The organism is Achromobacter xylosoxidans (assembly GCF_014490035.1).
Lineage (GTDB): Bacteria > Pseudomonadota > Gammaproteobacteria > Burkholderiales > Burkholderiaceae_B > Achromobacter > Achromobacter bronchisepticus_A.
Window position 1 is genome coordinate 1,080,864 of sequence record NZ_CP061008.1, and the last position, 16,205, is coordinate 1,097,068.

At 65.1% G+C, this 16,205-nt stretch carries 16 protein-coding genes; 14 read left to right on the plus strand and 2 right to left on the minus strand.

Annotation, left to right across the window (positions count from 1 at the left end; all coding sequences use genetic code 11):
• Window positions 1–22: 22 nt before the first annotated feature.
• The 8 genes from IAG39_RS04945 to IAG39_RS04980 all read left to right on the plus strand — a co-directional run bounded on the left by IAG39_RS04945 (window position 23) and on the right by IAG39_RS04980 (window position 6,797).
• A complete protein-coding gene (locus tag IAG39_RS04945) occupies window positions 23–988 on the plus strand; it encodes a chromate resistance protein ChrB domain-containing protein (protein WP_118931339.1) in 966 nt (321 codons plus the stop codon).
• A gap of 34 nt (window positions 989–1,022) precedes the next feature.
• Entirely contained in the window at window positions 1,023–2,219 is a 1,197-nt protein-coding gene (locus tag IAG39_RS04950) for a chromate transporter (RefSeq protein ID WP_118931338.1), read from the plus strand.
• Between the two features lie 22 nt (window positions 2,220–2,241).
• Window positions 2,242–2,733 (plus strand): chromate resistance protein ChrB domain-containing protein, encoded by a 492-nt coding sequence (locus tag IAG39_RS04955; RefSeq protein ID WP_118931337.1) that lies wholly within the window; start codon window positions 2,242–2,244, stop codon window positions 2,731–2,733.
• Between the two features lie 257 nt (window positions 2,734–2,990).
• Window positions 2,991–3,920, plus strand: coding sequence for a DMT family transporter (locus tag IAG39_RS04960; protein ID WP_059371414.1), 930 nt, complete (start codon window positions 2,991–2,993; stop codon window positions 3,918–3,920).
• Window positions 3,921–3,931: 11 nt separating this feature from the next.
• The gene (locus IAG39_RS04965; RefSeq protein WP_118931335.1) at window positions 3,932–4,330 is read left to right on the plus strand and encodes a hypothetical protein; all 399 of its coding nucleotides are present in this window, start codon (window positions 3,932–3,934) and stop codon (window positions 4,328–4,330) included.
• 128 nt (window positions 4,331–4,458) lie between these two features.
• Window positions 4,459–5,067: a hypothetical protein gene (locus IAG39_RS04970; protein WP_059371416.1), complete on the plus strand. Its 609-nt coding sequence runs from the start codon at window positions 4,459–4,461 to the stop codon at window positions 5,065–5,067.
• Window positions 5,068–5,197: 130 nt separating this feature from the next.
• Window positions 5,198–5,779 carry an SMI1/KNR4 family protein gene (locus IAG39_RS04975; RefSeq protein WP_118931334.1) on the plus strand — a complete coding sequence of 194 codons (582 nt, stop codon included), beginning with the start codon at window positions 5,198–5,200 and terminating at the stop codon, window positions 5,777–5,779.
• Between the two features lies 1 nt (window position 5,780).
• On the plus strand, window positions 5,781–6,797 hold the full coding sequence (locus IAG39_RS04980) for a hypothetical protein (protein ID WP_118931333.1): 1,017 nt from the start codon (window positions 5,781–5,783) through the stop codon (window positions 6,795–6,797).
• Here IAG39_RS04980 and IAG39_RS04985 read toward each other — a convergent pair.
• Entirely contained in the window at window positions 6,784–8,052 is a 1,269-nt protein-coding gene (locus IAG39_RS04985; protein ID WP_240633175.1) for a GGDEF domain-containing protein, read from the minus strand. The two genes, IAG39_RS04980 and IAG39_RS04985, sit on opposite strands and share 14 nt — an antisense overlap.
• A gap of 358 nt (window positions 8,053–8,410) precedes the next feature.
• Here IAG39_RS04985 and IAG39_RS04990 point away from each other — a divergent pair, with 358 nt between their 5' ends.
• Both IAG39_RS04990 and IAG39_RS04995 read left to right on the plus strand, forming a co-directional pair.
• A complete protein-coding gene (locus tag IAG39_RS04990; RefSeq protein WP_059371420.1) occupies window positions 8,411–9,592 on the plus strand; it encodes an MFS transporter in 1,182 nt (393 codons plus the stop codon).
• A gap of 148 nt (window positions 9,593–9,740) precedes the next feature.
• Window positions 9,741–10,640 carry an arginase family protein gene (locus IAG39_RS04995; RefSeq protein ID WP_118931426.1) on the plus strand — a complete coding sequence of 300 codons (900 nt, stop codon included), beginning with the start codon at window positions 9,741–9,743 and terminating at the stop codon, window positions 10,638–10,640.
• A gap of 61 nt (window positions 10,641–10,701) precedes the next feature.
• Here IAG39_RS04995 and IAG39_RS05000 read toward each other — a convergent pair whose 3' ends face one another.
• Complete coding sequence (locus IAG39_RS05000; RefSeq protein ID WP_118931332.1) at window positions 10,702–11,373, minus strand: lysozyme inhibitor LprI family protein; 672 nt, start codon at window positions 11,371–11,373, stop codon at window positions 10,702–10,704.
• Window positions 11,374–11,705: 332 nt separating this feature from the next.
• Here IAG39_RS05000 and IAG39_RS05005 point away from each other — a divergent pair, with 332 nt between their 5' ends.
• The 4 genes from IAG39_RS05005 to IAG39_RS05020 all read left to right on the plus strand — a co-directional run bounded on the left by IAG39_RS05005 (window position 11,706) and on the right by IAG39_RS05020 (window position 16,180).
• The gene (locus tag IAG39_RS05005; RefSeq protein WP_118931331.1) at window positions 11,706–13,880 is read left to right on the plus strand and encodes a TonB-dependent receptor; all 2,175 of its coding nucleotides are present in this window, start codon (window positions 11,706–11,708) and stop codon (window positions 13,878–13,880) included.
• Window positions 13,881–13,971: 91 nt separating this feature from the next.
• A complete protein-coding gene (locus IAG39_RS05010; protein WP_118931330.1) occupies window positions 13,972–14,259 on the plus strand; it encodes a hypothetical protein in 288 nt (95 codons plus the stop codon).
• Window positions 14,246–14,536: a hypothetical protein gene (locus IAG39_RS05015; RefSeq protein WP_118931329.1), complete on the plus strand. Its 291-nt coding sequence runs from the start codon at window positions 14,246–14,248 to the stop codon at window positions 14,534–14,536. Before IAG39_RS05010 ends, IAG39_RS05015 begins: the two co-directional genes overlap by 14 nt.
• A 15-nt stretch (window positions 14,537–14,551) precedes the next feature.
• On the plus strand, window positions 14,552–16,180 hold the full coding sequence (locus tag IAG39_RS05020; protein ID WP_118931328.1) for a PepSY-associated TM helix domain-containing protein: 1,629 nt from the start codon (window positions 14,552–14,554) through the stop codon (window positions 16,178–16,180).
• The last annotated feature ends 25 nt before the right edge of the window (window positions 16,181–16,205 follow it).

Here is a 16,205-nt window from a genome sequence, read left to right on the forward strand (position 1 = left end):
ACGTTTTCTTACTCTGCTCTCCATGGACTCCTCGCTCACACCCTCCTGGCTTCTGCTGATCGTCAGCCTGCCCACCGGCGGAGCCACGGCGCGCATGCGCATCTGGCGCAAGCTCAAGATCCTGGGCTGCGCCGCCTTACGCGATGGAGCCTATCTACTGCCGGCGCACGCTGGGCAGGCGTCCCGATTGGCCGATTTGGCCGCAGAAACGAACGAGGAAGGCGGCCAGGCTTGGCTGCTGGGGGTCCAGCCCCAGGACAAGGACGAATCCGCCGCGTTCCAGGCCCTTTTCGATCGCTCGGCCGACTACGATGCCTGGCTGGCGGAGCTGGCCCAGGCGCGTCAGACGCTGGACGCTTTGAACGTGGCGGAACTGAACCGCCTGCTGCGCCGTTTCGAGCGCAGCTACCAGGCGTTGCGCCAGATCGATTTCTTCCCGTCTGAAACATCGCTGCGCGCTCAGACACAGCAGCGCGATTTCGCCAATGCCATCGAATCCCTGCAATCGCCTGGCGAACCCCGCGCCGCCGAAGGCGGCATCGCGCGCCGCGATCCCATGCGCCATCAAGGTCGACTCTGGGCGACCCGGCGCCATATCTGGGTCGACCGGGTCGCCTGTGCGTGGCTGATCCAGCGCTTCATTGATCCGTCCGCGCGCTTTCTATGGCTGGAGAACCCGGCGGAGTGCCCCGCCGATGCCCTGGGCTTTGATTTTGACGGCGCCACCTTCACGCACGTGGGCGACAGGGTGTCGTTCGAGGTTCTGCTCGCCAGCTTTGGCCTGGAAGAAAACCGTGGCCTCGCCCGCCTCGCAGCACTGGTGCACGCGCTTGACGTGGGCGGCGCCGCGCCTCCAGAGGCCGCCGGCTTCGAAGCCATGCTGGCTGGCGCGCGCAAACGCTGGTCCGATGACGATACGTTGCTGGCCGAAGCCGGCGCAATGCTGGATTCGCTGTACGCCCATTTTTCCGGCGGCCGCAAAGCCTGAGCTTTCTGAACTATCTGTCTTCAAGGCGCCTGCCATGACGACTTCGATCCAAGACCCTACCGCGCAAAACGCCATTGCCCCGCCGCGTTACGCCCTCTGGCAACTGCTCTGGTATTTCGTCCGCCTGGGCTCGCTGGGCTTTGGCGGCCCGGTCGCGTTGGCAGGCTACATGCACCGCGACCTGGTGGAACGACGGGGCTGGATCGGGGAGGCTGACTACAAGGAGGGCCTGGCCCTGGCTCAACTTGCGCCCGGTCCGCTGGCCGCGCAACTCGCCATCTACCTTGGCTACGTGCATTACCGCGTCCTCGGCGCCACGCTGGTGGGCATCGCGTTCGTACTTCCGTCCTTCCTGATGGTCGTCGCCCTGGGCTGGGCCTATGTGCGCTTTGGCGGGCTGGTCTGGATGCAGGCCGTGTTCTACGGCGTGGGCGCGGCCGTGATTGGCATCATTGCCATCAGCGGCTATAAGCTCACCACCAAGAATGTCGGCAAGGACAAGCTGCTGTGGGCGATCTACCTGACGCTCGCCGCCGTTACCGTCATCACGGAGTCGGAAGTCGCTTGGCTGTTCCTGGTGGCTGGCGTCATCAACTGGCTCCGGCGCGCGCCGCCCCTATGGCTGAAATCCGGCAATCTGCCGGCGCTTGCCGCCGTATCGCTACCCGCGGCCGGCAGTCCGCTGGCCGCCATCGACTGGCCGCTATTGACGCAGATCGCTATCTTCTTCGCCAAGGCCGGCGCGTTTGTCTTTGGCTCGGGCCTGGCTATCGTGCCCTTCCTGTACGGCAGCGTCGTCACCCAGTTCCATTGGCTGAACGATGGTCAGTTCGTCGACGCCGTGGCGGTGGCGATGATCACGCCCGGGCCCGTGGTCATCACGGTTGGTTTCATCGGCTATCTGGTGGCCGGTCTGCCCGGCGCCAGCGTGGCGGCGGCGGCAACCTTTCTGCCCTGCTATCTCTTTACTATTCTGCCGGCACCGTACTTCAAGAAGTACGGCAAGCTGCCCGCCATCATTGCCTTCGTCAATGGCGTCACGGCCGCGGCGGTGGGCGCCATCGCCGGCGCCGTCATCGTGATTGCGCGGCGTTCGATCGTCGATGCGCCCACCCTGGCGTTGGCCGTCATCACCATCGGGCTGTTGCTGCGGTTCAAGAAGTTGCCCGAACCGGCCATCGTCGCAGGCGCCGCGCTCATTGGCCTGGTCGTCTATCCGCTGATGCACTAGGCCTTCCTTCAAGGAGCCCATCATGCAATGGATCACCCGAGAACGCCCCAAGATCGACCGCATCGCGTGTCCGTGGCTGATCGCCCGCTTCATCGATACGGCGCCCGAGTTGCTCTACGTACCGCCAGGGGACGTGTTGCGCGTGGCCCGGGAAACGGGAGCGATTCCCTACGACATTCCCGGCGTCGAGCTGACGCATGTGGGCGACCTATGCAGCTTCGACGCATTTCTTGAGAAGTTCCAGTTGGCGGGAAACCCGGCACTGCATCGGTTGGCCCGGATTGTTCGGGGCGCCGACACCTCGCGGCTGGACTTGACCTCGGAATCAGGCGGGTTGTACGCCCTGTCGCTGGGGCTGTCGCACCTGTTTACCGACGACCACGCCATGCTCGGCCATGGAATGGTCATGTACGACGCCCTTTATGCATGGTGCCAGGCGTGTCAGGCAGAGACGCACGGATGGCCACCCGTGATGCAGGCATATCCATCGAATGGCTTGCAGACCACAAAGTAGGGCCGGACACCTCCGGCCCTGCGCCAACCAGTCCAGGTCTGTAACAAATGGGTGGATCGAGGCCGCGTGCGGGGCGTGGCGGAATTCCGCCCATTGCGGGCCAAAAGCGGCTCGACGGATGCATCTCGCCCTGCGCGGCCGCCGCTGCCAGCTAAAATCCCGCAGCGCATAGACGGCCGTCAGGGATGGCCAACCTCGATGCGTTGCGGTTGCTCCGTCGCTTCGTGCGGCCGCCGCGGCTCACATTCAAAGCACAAATGAAAAATACATTGATGGCCACGCACCTGCGCCTGCTCGGCATGGCAGCGCTCTGGGGCGCGTCGTGGTCCTGGGGCAAGGTCGTCGCCCAGTCCATGGCGCCACTGGCCGCGGCCAGCCTGCGGTTCCTGTTTGCCAGCGTGGTCTTGGTCCTGTGGATGCATCGCGCCTCGGCGCTGCGCGGCCTGAAGTCCCTGACGCGCAACCAATGGCTCGGCCTGGCCGCCGCCGCGTTGGCGGGCGTCTTCGGCTACTCCAGCTTCTTCATGTTGAGCCTGCAGCTGGTGCCGGCCGGCAAGGCCGCGATCGTGGTGACGCTGAACCCCGGCGCGACGCTGTTGCTGGCGGCGATCCTGTTCCGCGAACATCTCAACCCCGCCATCCTGGCCGGCATGGTCCTGTCGGCCATCGGTGCGTACATCGCCATCGGCGGCGGGGTTTCACAAGCCGCTGCCGGCTCCGGCGTAGGCATCGGCGAATTGCTGCTGCTCGGTTGCGTGGCCTGCTGGGTGGCCTACACCCTGATCGGCCGGCTGGTGCTCAAAGGCGTGGACGCCCTGACCACCACCACGGTGACCACCGTGATCGGCGCGCTGATGCTGCTGCTCACCAGCCTGATCGTGGAAGGCGTGCCGGCCTGGCAGAAGCTGGGGCAGGCGCCGGCCAGCGCCTGGGGCAGCCTGCTGGCTTTGGCGTTCGGGGCGACCGCGATCGCTTACGCCTGGTACTTCGAAGGCGTGAAGGCGCTGGGCGCCGGCGCGGCCTCGGGCTACATCACGCTGGTGCCCGTGTTCGGCGTGCTGTTCTCCAGCCTTTGGCTGGGTGAAGCCACGCCCGCGAATCTGTTCATCGGCGCCGCTCTTGCGATCTCGGGCATGGCGATCATGCACGTCGGCCGGCGTCGCGCCGAGGCGCGACAACGCCGATAGGCGGACCTTCCATGCAGCCCTATACCCACGACAACCTGCCGGCCCAGGAGACTTGGCTGGACTGCGCGACCGCCGACGGAGGCCGGCTGCGCGTGGTGCTGCTGGCAGCCGATCCGCAGGCGGCGGCGCCGCTGCTGGCGCGGGCCCGCTCGATCGCTCAAGCGCTGGCGACGCACCGCGACGCCGCGTTGCAATTCCTCTGGCAGGCGGGACGCGACAGCGGCGACCCCGAAGATCCCCCTGCGACGTTCCTGGAACACTTCACGCCATCCGACCTGATCGTCGCGGCCGACGGGGGCTACGTGCTGCACCTGGCGCCGCGCGACGCGACCTGGTTCATGGATGGCTATTGGCCGGCCGTACGCTTCGCGGCGGATGACCGGCCTGCGGACTGGATCTGCGAATCCTGATCTGAGCCACTACGGCCTCTTGGCGCTTGGAGGCAATGTCGCGTCAGGTTCCGCACAGGCGCATGATTACACTCTGATCGTGACACGTGCGTCATTCACGGAGAAGTCGGCATGCAATTGGCTCAAACATGACTAGCAACGACGGGATTCAGGTCTCGGTCTATACCCGATGGCACCAGTTGTCGGTGCCGTTGGCCTTCGCCCTGGCGGCGGGCAGCTTCATGCTGGTGGTGTTCAACCGTGGGCCGATTGTTCTGGCGGTTGTGCTGGCGGTGCTGGGGTTGCTGGTGCCGCCGCTGGTGGCGTTCAAGGGCTTTCCCACACGCAATACCGTCAAGGTGACGTCCGAAGGGCTGGAGTTTTCGCGCCGCTCTGCCGTCGCCTTCGCCCATTTGTCCCGCTGGGGCACCGACGATTATCTCAAGCTGGTCCGCCCCGGCCTGCCGACGTTGCTGGTCAGTGCAGTGGACCGGCCCACACGTGAACGTCTGTTGCGCGAGTTTGAGCAGGCCTTGGCGGCGTGGCATACGCGCCAGCCCGCCGGTACGCAGGCAGCGCGCCGCACACATTTCTATGGTTCCAACGCAGGACGCCTGGTGGGCTTGTTGATCGTCGTGCTGGGGGCGGGAGTGGCGGTCATGGCGCTGAGCTTGCGCGAACCGTCGATGTCGCTGGCTATCGTTGGCGGGCTGGGAGCGCTGTTCGGATTGACGATGCTGTTTGGCCGGCGGGACTGAAGGCGCTGGGCACGCCGTGGCTCGTACGTTCGCATCGGCAGGTCCGCCGCAAACAGGGATATAGTGGTGCGCCCTCCAGGCTCCCGCCTTCGCGGCGAACCAGGACTTTTCTTAGCTTCAGGATGCTTGCATGACCATGACCGCCGAACAGTTTCATCAACGCATGTGGGAAATCCTGGATCCCGTGGACACTGAACATTTCGAGGTCGTGGCCGCGCCCGCGCCCGATGCGGAGGCGATCGCCGCTCTGGAGGCCGCTGTCGGCTTCCCGCTGCCTTCGGCGTTTGCGGCCTTCTGCCAGCGTACCAACGGCCTGTGCGTGATGGCGCGCGAGGAAGTCTGGCCGCACGCGAAGGAGTTCGAGGTCGGCCCCGCCTGGACGTTCTGGCGCGGCCTGGTGCTGTTGGGCGTCGATGCGCCGGAATTGCCCGAATGGGCCAGCATCTCGGCGCAGCAGCGCCAGCTCGCCGAGGCCGGTTTGCCCGGCATCCTGCCCGTGCTGAAGATCGTGGGCGACGGCAGCCGGATCTGGGGCGTGGATCAGACGGGGACCGTCGTGGTGATCGATGACTTGACCGAAGTGGAGCCGCTGGCCGGCGACCTCACCGACCTCTACGCCGAGCAGATAGCCGATCTGCTGCAGCGCCAGCAGGATATGGCGCAGCGGCTGGCCGAACGCGCGGCGCGCAAGCAGCGCAAGCTGCCGGGGTAGCATGAGCGCAATGCTGCAAGTCACGGAAGAACCCCTGGCCGATGAGGACATCGTGCTGCTGCGCCGTGGCCGTCGCGGCAGATTCCTGACGGCCGTGTTCGCGGGGCTGATGTTCCTGCTGCTGGCGAGCAGCGCGATCATGTTCGTCGTGCTTGGCGCGTCCGATCGCAGCCTGCGCCGCGGCGCTGACGGCGTGGTGATCCTGTTGTGCACAGTGGCGATGACTTGCTTCGCGGTCTTTCTTGGACGCAGGTTGCTGCGCCTGCCGCAAGCCTGGCGCCGCTTCAATCGGGTGTTGAAGGGGCGTGTACCCAAGCAGATCGTTTCCGGGCACCTGACCGGTTTTGGTCCGGCCGGGAGTCCCGGCATCTGCTACGTCTTCGGCGAACAGCGCGTGGACGTAGCTCTGCCGTTTTGGAACGAGATCGCCAGGGACACTCGAGAAGGTTTCCGGCCTGTGACGGCCGTGGCGCTGACGGACCTACCCGTGCGCCTGCACTTGCTGACGCTGGACCCCGACGCGCCACCCGTGCTGTTGCTGGCCGAGTACCCGATGAGCGCGCAGGCCTGGAATTCGGTCGAGGAAGTCAGCAATGCCGACCGCGAGGCCGTGCGCAAGGAAGAATTGAGCCTGCGCAAGTTCTTCTACGTGCTCGCCCTGGCGCCGCTGGTCGGCAGCCTGTTCCTGGGGCCCTTGATCCTGCTGGCCGCATTCTTCGTTCTCACGGGATTCGCGCTGGGCGTGCGCGGCCCCAGGCTGAAGCGGGCCCGCTACAAGCTCGGGGTACGCGGCTTGGTCGAGGAAGTCGTGAGCTATCGCGTGCGCGCGACCAACTCGAACATTTCCACGCTGGTTCACAACTATCGCATCGGGGGCGTGATGTACCGGGTCGAGCATTTAGGGCAAGCTGCCGCGCCGGGCCAGCGCGTTGCCTTCGAGTATCTCGACGGAACGGGCATCATGGGGCCGAGCGCCTTGTTCTTTCGAATCGAAGACGAGCCGGTCATGACGCTATGAGCGCGGCGCGCTGCCCGCCGCATTGAACCCTGCCGGGATCTCTGCGGGCGGCGCGGGCCGCGCCGGCGGCATCATGCCTGTGCGCGCAACACGCTTGAGTGTTTGCGTTGTCGCCAGGCGCGTGGCGGCCATGCCCGGCCTCTGCCGGCGCCATACCCGCAACCGTGCAGTTCCGTCCTTGTCGCTTCGCCTCGTAAAGCAGGTCGTCTGCCCGCTTCAACGCGCTGGCGAAAGGTTCTCCTGCCTGCACGAGGGTCACTCCCATGCTTGCAGTGAAGCGGGAATCTGGAACCTGTGGCGCCCAGCGCTGCGCCACGAAACTGGCACGGATCTCTTCGGCGATTGCGGTGGCGCTTTCCAGGCTTGCCGTGGGCAGCAGCAGCAGGAATTCTTCTCCTCCCAGCCGGGCCGCATGGATGCGGGTGTCTGCTTGCGGCCTCAGCAGGGCGCCGAATCGGGCAAGCACCATGTCGCCAAACGCATGGCCGAAGACATCGTTGATGCGCTTGAAGTTGTCGATGTCGGCCATGATCAGCGCGGTCGGTGTCGCCGCATCCGAGAATGCGCTTCCGGAGGCAAGCAGACTATCGAGTCCTTGGCGGTTCAGCAGGCCCGTCAAGGCGTCGGTATGGGCATGGCGACGGTACTTCTCTATGGCGTCGTAGCTCGTCGCGATGAAGACCGCGAAGGTCAGGACTATGCTTCCGAGCAGTCCGGTGTATTGGATCAGGATGCCCCAGACCGACGTTCTCCATTCGCCCGTCGAGAGCGGCGGAATCGGGGCGGCAATGTACAGGATGCACTGGCCCGTCAACACGAGGGAGATGAAGAGGAACGCGGCGGTGAGCACCCTGTCCGACGTAGTCACGGCATGCCTGGCGAAGGACAGCGTGGCCCGCCAGGTCACGAGCGCGCAACAGGCTTGCACGAAGAACGTTTCCAGCTTCGCACTGGCAAACAGCACTACCGAGACAACTACCATCGCCGTCGAGGCAAGCAGGACCGCAGCATCGAAGTAGGGGGAAACTTGGCTGCGCCTGCGGCTCTGAAGGGCGCGACAGGCGAGGATGACGCCGCCCAGAATGAAAGCATCCTCGACGACCTGTTTATATGGGGAAAGTGCGCTGGCCTGCACCAGCATGATGGCGTAGCCTGCGCCCAGGCAGGCCAGGGCGCAGCCCCACCGGAGCGTATTGAAGCCGATGAAGCGTGCAGCGCAGAGTCCGATGGCGCACATCAGGATCGCTGCAGGCACGGACCATTCAAGAAGGGTTGCGGGCATGGACAGGCGAATACGTGGAACGGTACACAGTCGAGCGCATGCTCGGCCGACACAATTTGTATGGAAAAAGATTACAGTGTGTTGCAATGTATCGCCAGGACTCAACAGTCAAGGATTGTCAAGCGTTGCGGCCTGCTTCGCCGGGAAGGGAAAGCCGGTGTCTGCCGGACGTTGAACAGCTGGCGAGAGACGCGGCGGCTGTCAGCTGGCCGACAGGCGGGCGCGAGGGGCGCCAGCTACACTTCCGGCATCCCGCGCCAATGTCCGCCGGACCGGTCCCGTGCCCCGCGGCAAGGCGGCGGACTGGCGGCCGGTCTCCCATTCTCCCGCCATGTCGCAACCCGATTCGTTCAATCTGAAGCAGATCGCCGTGCCGGCGTTCGGCCCATCGCTGCTCTATGGCATCAGCAACGGCGCCATTCTTCCCGTGATCGCGCTCACCGCGCGCGATCAAGGAGCGTCGATAGCCACCGCCGGCCTGATCGCCGCCCTCATCGGGGTCGGCTCGCTGTTTTCCAATATTCCGTCCGCGCTGATTACGCATCGCTTCGGCGAGAAGCGCGCCATGGCTGGCGCGGCGGTGTTGAGCGTGGTCGGCCTGCTGCTCGTGATTGGCGTGCCCAACCTCTGGGTGCTGGCGCTGGCGATGCTGATGCAGGGATGCGCGCAGTCGGTGTTTCAGCTGGCGCGCCAGAGCTACATGATTGAGGTCGTGCCGCTGGTGTACAGGGCGCGCGCCCTGTCCACGCTCGGCGGAACGACGCGGATCGGTACTTTCTTCGGCCCTTTCGCGGGGGCGGCCTTGATTCATTTCGTGGGGCTGGATGGCGCCTATTGGGTTGCCATCTGCGCCATGCTCGGCGCAGGACTCATCGCCATCAAGGCGCCCGACATCGAGCCTTCGGCGGGCGTGAGCGCGGGCGCGCCGCGCGCGCGCATGGGCGAGGTTGCGCGCGACCATCGCGGCGTGTACGCCACGCTCGGCGTGGGCGTGATGCTGATCAGCGCGCTGCGCGCGTCGCGCCAGGTGGTGATTCCCCTGTGGGCAGACCATCTGGGCCTCGACGCCGCCACCACTTCGCTCATCTACGGGCTGGTCGCCGCAGTCGACATGTCGGTGTTCTATCCGGCGGGCAAGGTGATGGACCAGCGCGGCCGCTTGTGGGTGGCATTGCCTTGCACGCTGCTGATGGGGCTGAGCCTGATGGCGATCCCGCTTACCGACGGGGTGGCGAGCTTCATCCTGGTGTCGGCGCTGTTGGGCTTCGGCAACGGCATCGGATCGGGCATCGTCATGACACTGGGCGCCGACGCCGCCCCAGCGGGCGCGCGCACGCAGTTCCTTGGCATCTGGCGTTTCATGGCCGACCTTGGCTCGAGCGGCGGACCCGTGGCGCTGTCGGTGCTGACCGCCCTGGTGTCGCTCGGCGGCGCATCGTTCGGTGTTGGCACGCTGGGGCTGGTGGCGGCCGGCGTGTTCTGGCGCTGGTTGCCGCGCCGCGCGCAGGCTTGAGGAGCCTTGCTCCAGGGCTCGCACGGGTCATGGGAGCCGCCCGCGTCTCCGTAGGGAAACGGAAGATACGGTGTCGGATTGAGCTTTCGCGCCGCAATTTGTAGTCTGGCATCATATTTTTTGCGGAATGGCCGCCCCGGAGGCGCTGATGCCGACTCTCTCCTATGCAATCCTCGAAGCCCCTTCCACGCTAGGCTTGGCGACCGACGGTGTGGAATGTCTGCCTGATCAGCTCCTGGCCCACGGCCTTGCTGAGCGCATCCATGCACGCCGCGCCGGGCGACTTGCCGTGCCTCCCAAGAATCCGACGCCCGATCCCGAGACCGGCACCCTGAACGCCAAGGCCATTGCGGCGTGGTCGCCCAAGCTTGCCGACGCGGTGGGCGCGTTGCTTGATGCGGGCGAGTTTCCGGTGCTGCTAGGCGGCGATTGCACAATCCTGCTGGGTTCCATGCTCGCGTTGCGCAGGCGCGGCCGTTACGGCCTGCTCTTCATCGACGGCAACGCCGACTTTTTCCAACCTGAGGCGGAACCCAACGGCGAAGGCGCTTCTATGGATCTTGCCTTCGTCACCGGCCATGGTCCGCCGCTATTGGCCGACATCGAAGGGCGCGGGCCTTTGGTCCGCCCTGAAGACGCTGTTGCGTTCGCGTATCGCGATCATGAGGACCAGGAAGAGTACGGCAGCCAGCCGCTCCCTGAAGCGCTCAAGACGCTTGATCTCCCCGCAGTACGTTCGATGGGCATCGAGGCTGCTGCGCGCCAGGCAGTCGATCATCTGACGCGAGCAGAGTTGGACGGTTTCTTTATCCACGTCGACGCAGACTGTCTTGACGACGCCATCATGCCGGCCGTCGATTTCCGCGTGCCTGGCGGCTTGTCGTGGGAAGAGCTGACGGCCGCGCTGCGGATTGTCCTGTCGAGCGGCAAGGCTGTCGGCCTTGAGATCACTATCTACAATCCGCATCTTGATGAAGATGGCAGCGCCGGGCGTGGCCTGGCCGATTTGCTGGCTGCAGCCCTCGGAACGGCTGCGTCATCGGTGTAATCGTGGTGTCCGGCGCCACGCAGTCGCATCGAGTTTGCGTGCAGCTGCGGGATGCCTTTGATCAGCGCACCGCGAACCAGTCTCCCGCCAGGCTGCCGTTCATGCCGCAGAACGGCGGACCGAAGCCGTCTTTCTCCACTCCGGCGGGCGGCGTTTCTCGCACCACCAGCACCGCGCCCCGGCGCGTCAGGTCCAGCGTCCACGGCGGCCCGTCCTGATAGGTGACGATGATGCTGTCGCCTACGGCGACCGCCTTGCCGCTCAGATCGCAGACCCAGCGGCCGCTGTAGGGCTCGGCCGAATTGGCGGCCACGAGCAGTTGACCGTCGGCGCCGCGGGTGATTTCAATTTCACCTTCGACGTTCTTCCACTTGCCGACAAAACGGGCAGGCGGCTGCGGATTGATGGACTTCAGAAAATTCAGGCGGTAGCGCATGCTGGTGCCGATCTCCTTGACCGGCGTGCCGCCCGAAAAGGGCTCGTCGTAGATCCTGTCCCGCACGCCCAGGAAATAACGTTGGTCGGCGGTCAGCGATTTGACCGCCTCGGCGTCGAGTTTGGCGCGCACCGCCTTGTACTGCTGCGCGATGGCCGCATCCTGGTCGGCCAGGGCCGGGTGGGCGCAAATGGCTTTTTCGACCGGAGTCGCGGCTTTGGCGCAGTTGAAAGAGGGGGCAGCCACGGCGCTGCCTGCCACGGCCAACGATGCTGCAAGGACCAGATGACGGATCATCTTGTGTAGCTCTCCAGGTTGTATAAGCGTTCGGCGGGCCTGTCGGCGCCGAGATGACGGCGCAGTTTACCGGCGCGGATTGTTCTTGGGGACGGCGGGATGGCGTTGTCGCTTCTGCCAACCGCGCCCGGGCTGGCGACTTCCAAACCGAGGCCGCGGAATTTGCGTTGGGTATGTCAATCAAAAAAATATAAGCCTTTGATTCTTATTGAATTGCGTGCCAATTCGAGCGGATTCTGGTTGTGGACTCCTGATTTCTTGGTCAATAGCACTCTCTTAAATATATAATTCATCTGATAAGCATTCGCATTTAGATATCGGAAAGATGAATTGTGGCCAAGAAAACTCAGTTGACTATCTCGCTGTGCGTCCAGTGCTTTAGCCCGGCAGTCGCGCTGTCCTTGATTCTTCCCGCCAGCGCCGCCGCCCAGACCGCGGCGCAAACCACGACGCTGCAGCCCGTCACCGTGACCGCGGGTTCGGTCTCGGAGGAAGACTTGCCCGCGCCCTATGCCGGCGGGCAGGTGGCGCAGGGCGCGCGCCTGGGCCTGATGGGCAATCAGGACGTGATGGACACGCCATTCAACGTCACCAGCTATACCTCCGAGCTGATCCAGAACCAGCAGGCGCGCACGTTGGCGGACGTGATGGCCAACGATCCTTCCGTGCGGTTCACGACGTCGAGCGGGCATGCCTACGAGAACTTCCGCATCCGCGGCTTCGACGTCAACCAGAACGACGTGGCGATCAACGGCATGTATGGCCTGGCGCCCATGGGGCGCACGCCGCTGGAGTTCGTCGAGCGGGTGGAAGTGCTGAAAGGCCCGAACGCCTTGTTCAGCGGCATGGCGCCCAGCGGTGCGGTGGGCGGCACGATCAACCTGGTGCCCAAGCGGGCGCAAGACACGCCCAATGCCACCTTCGGCGTGAACTGGCAGGCCGACGGCCAGCTGGGCACGACCATCGATGCCGGCCGCCGTTTCGGCTCCGCCAATGAATGGGGCGCGCGCGTCAACGGTTCCTTCAGCGACGGCGCCACCACGCTGGACGGCCAATCCAGAAAGCGCGAGTTCCTGTCCGCCGGCCTGGACTATCGCGGCAGCGCCCTGAGCGCGTCGATAGACGCTTACCACAGCCAGGAGTCGTTTTCGGGCGGCACGCCGGCCATGTTCTGGTTCGGCGGCTCCGTCGTGCCCGACGCGCCCGATCCCCGCATCAACCAGTTCAGCACCGGCTATGGCAGCATCCAGAGCAACGCCGTCATGGCGCGGGCTGAATACCGCTTCAATGACAGCGTATCGGCCTTCGCAGGTGTGGGCAGGCGCGACAGCCATCAATCGGGCCTGATCAACGGCACCCACGCGCGGCAGATAGACGCCAATGGCAATTTCACCGGCTCCATCATCGGCCAGCGCGCCTACACCGACGCCACCTCGGCCGAAGGCGGGCTGCGTACGCGGTTCAACACGGGCAGCGTGCGGCACGAGCTGGTGCTCCAGGCCTCCTTGCTGAAGCTCGAGGACGGGTCGGCCACCGGCACGGCATCGACCTTCAAGTCGAACATCTACGACCCGATCACGCCGGTCATGCCGGCGGTGCCGGGCAGCGCGCCCAAGACGGCGGAGAATACGCTGTCCAGCCTGGCGCTGGTGGATACCATGTCCTTCTTCGACGACAAGCTGCTCCTGACCGGCGGCCTGCGCAACCAGCGCGTGAAGACGACGAACTTCGACAAGACCGGCAAGACGACGGCCCGCTATGACGAGGACGCCGTGACGCCGGCCGTCGCCATCGTCGTCAAGCCCTGGGGACCGGACGTTTCGCTGTATGCCAACTACGTGCAGGGCCTGAGCAAGGGCGATAGCGTCACGGACACCAGCGCCAGCAACTATGGCCAGGTGTTCGCGCCGTACAAGACCAAGCAGCAGGAGCTGGGCGTCAAGTGGAATGCCGGCACCTTCACCAATACCCTGGCAGTCTTCCAGATCGACAAGCCCATGCTGGTGACGGAGGGCTCCACGGCCAAGCCTACGTACGCGGACGGCGGTGAGAAGCGTGTCCGCGGCGTGGAGTGGAATACCTTCGGCGAGTTGGCGGCGGGCTTGCGCGTGCTGGGCGGCGTCACTTACACGCAAGGCACTCAGGTCAAGACCTCGTATGGCCGCTATGACGGCAATACCGCGGTGGGCGCGCCGCGCTGGCAGGCCAATGCCGGGCTGGAATGGGATACGCCGTGGGTGCCCGGCGTGACGCTGAGCGCGCGCGTGCAGGCGACTTCGAGCCAGTACGCCGATGCGGCCAACAAGCTGCAGATTCCGGGCTGGGGCCAACTGGATCTGGGCGCCCGCTACGCCACGCAGATCAACGGCCGGGACGTGGTGTACCGGTTGAATGTCAACAACGTGTTCGACAAGCACTATTACGCCGGCAGTTTCAGCGACACGACGCCTATCGTGACGCTGGGTCCGGCGCGCACCGTGACCGCCTCCGCCAGCATCAGTTTCTGAATACGGGATGTTTTGTCGGTCCCTGTTCCGGACAGTCGATGCGGGGCAGGGATAGGCAGGCAGGTCTCGGGCAATTCATTCAGAGGTGACCATGGAAGTCCTGATTCTTTTCAGCCTGGCAAGCCTGTTCCTGGGCAGTTTCTGTATCTATCGCGCCTCGCCCAATCAGCGATGGGCCGCCACGTCCTGGCCGGTCCTGTCCGCCCGCGTCGCGGGCATTCTGCTGCTCGCGCTGGGCGGCTGGGGGTGCCTGCGCGCATTCTCTGCCGTCGCGGCCGTGTTCGTTTTCTGCACGGCCTTGATGCTGTTCTTCAGCCTCATGCCGTATCTGGGCGTGCTGGCGGGCTTGCGCGGAAGCGACACGCATGAAGCCCGTTAAGCGCGCGCCGATCCGGCGCGACTGGATTTCGAAGAGCCTGGCGGGCGCATTGCTCGGTTTCGCGCTGGCCATGGGCGCCAGCGCGGCGCTTGCCGCCTTGACGGCCGGCATTCCATTGGCGACGCGTTCGCAGCTTGCCATGTGGCTGGTGCCGCCGGTCTGGCTCGGCGTCGCGAGCACCGTCTATTTTTTCGCCAGCGGCCTGCGCGCGTGGATCTGGCTGGGCGGAGCCTGCGTGCTGCTCTACGGCGGACTGCTAGTCGTCAAGGCGATCTGAAGGGAGTCCGCGATCATGAGAGCCGACTACATACGCATCTACAAATCCGTCCATACCTGGACGGGCATCCTGACCGGAATGGCGCTGTTCATCGCCTTCTACGCCGGCGCGCTGACCGTATTCAAGGAGCCGCTTACCCGTTGGGCGACGCCGCCCGCGGTCGTCGCGCCCGTGCCGCTGGAAGAAACGCCCGGCCTTATCGCCAGAACCCTGCAAGCGCGGCCGGATGTGGCCAAGGGGTTCAGCATCCATCTGCAGGACGCCGAACACGTGCCGGCCCGCATGACCTGGGAAGTCCGTGACGGGCAGGCCGACGATCACGATGAATCGTCGATCCGCCACCATGTCGCCTATCTGGGCGCGGGCGGCGAGCTGCGGTTGGAGGAGTCCGCGCCGAGCGGGCTGATGTCGTTCATCGACGTGCTTCACCGCGTGGTGGGCCTGCCTGTCGACAGCGATCCCAACCGCTGGTTCATGGGCATCGTCGCATCGCTCTATGCAATCGCCCTGGTGTCGGGAGTGATCGTGCTGCTGCCGTCGCTGGTCAAGGACTTTTTCGCCTTGCGGGTCGGTAAGAACCTGAAGCGCATGTGGCTGGATGCGCATAACGTGGTGGGCATTGTTTCGCTGCCATTTCACATCGTCATGGCGCTTAGCTCCGTCGTGTTCGCGTTCCACGACGGAATCTACGATCTGCAGGACAAGCTCATGTACGAAGGCAAGCTGGAATCCGTTTTCCAGCGGTCGGGCGGCGGCGCGCCCGCTGGAGAGGCCCGCAATCCCGCAGACATGCTGACGCCCGCGGAACTGCTGGCCCAGGCGCGCGATCTCGCGCCGGGTTTCGAGCCTTACACGCTGCAGTATCAACAGGTCACCAGCCCGCGCGCCATCGTACGCGTCTGGGGCAAGGACGACAGTGCGGTATCGCCGCGGGCGCGAGGCGGCTTCGTGGCGCTCGATCCCTACAGCGGGAAGGTACTCAACCGCGACTATCTGCCGGGCGGACAGGACGCGCCCAACCTCTGGATCAGCAGTTTCTTCGCGCTGCATATGGCTTCCTTCGGCGGCGCGGCAGTGCAGTGGCTCTATTTCCTGCTTGGACTTGCGGGCGCATGGCTGTTCTATAGCGGCAACCTGCTGTGGATAGAAACCCGTCGCAAGCGCGCCAACCGGCAGACGGGCGAGATTCCCGTGCAACGCTTGGACACGCGGCTGATGGCGTCGGCGACCGTGGGCGTCTGCCTGGGGTGCGTGTGTGGCATTTCGTTGATGATGGTCGCGTCCAAATGGTTGAGCGGGTACGTAGGCGATCTGAATGCCTGGCTCCGGGCGCTGTACTACGTGGCGTTCTTTGTCAGCCTGGCCTGGGCATTCCTGCGCGGGGGCGCCGCGGCAGGGGTGCATCTGCTATGGGTCGCGGCAGCCTTGACGCTGACGATACCCGCGACCTCGCTCGTAGGCGGGCTGTTTCCCGCCTCCGGGCTTTGGGCGCACACGTCGGCCGCGGCGCTGGCAGTGGATGCGACGGCCCTGGCGGCGGGGCTGGGATTTGCCTGGATGGCGAAGGCCAGCGCGCGCAGGATAGGACGAGGCGACGCTGACAGCGCATGGGCGCCCAGAAGGCTCGCCGCGCGCGAAAGATAGCGGACCGCTGCGAACGGGCCGTGAA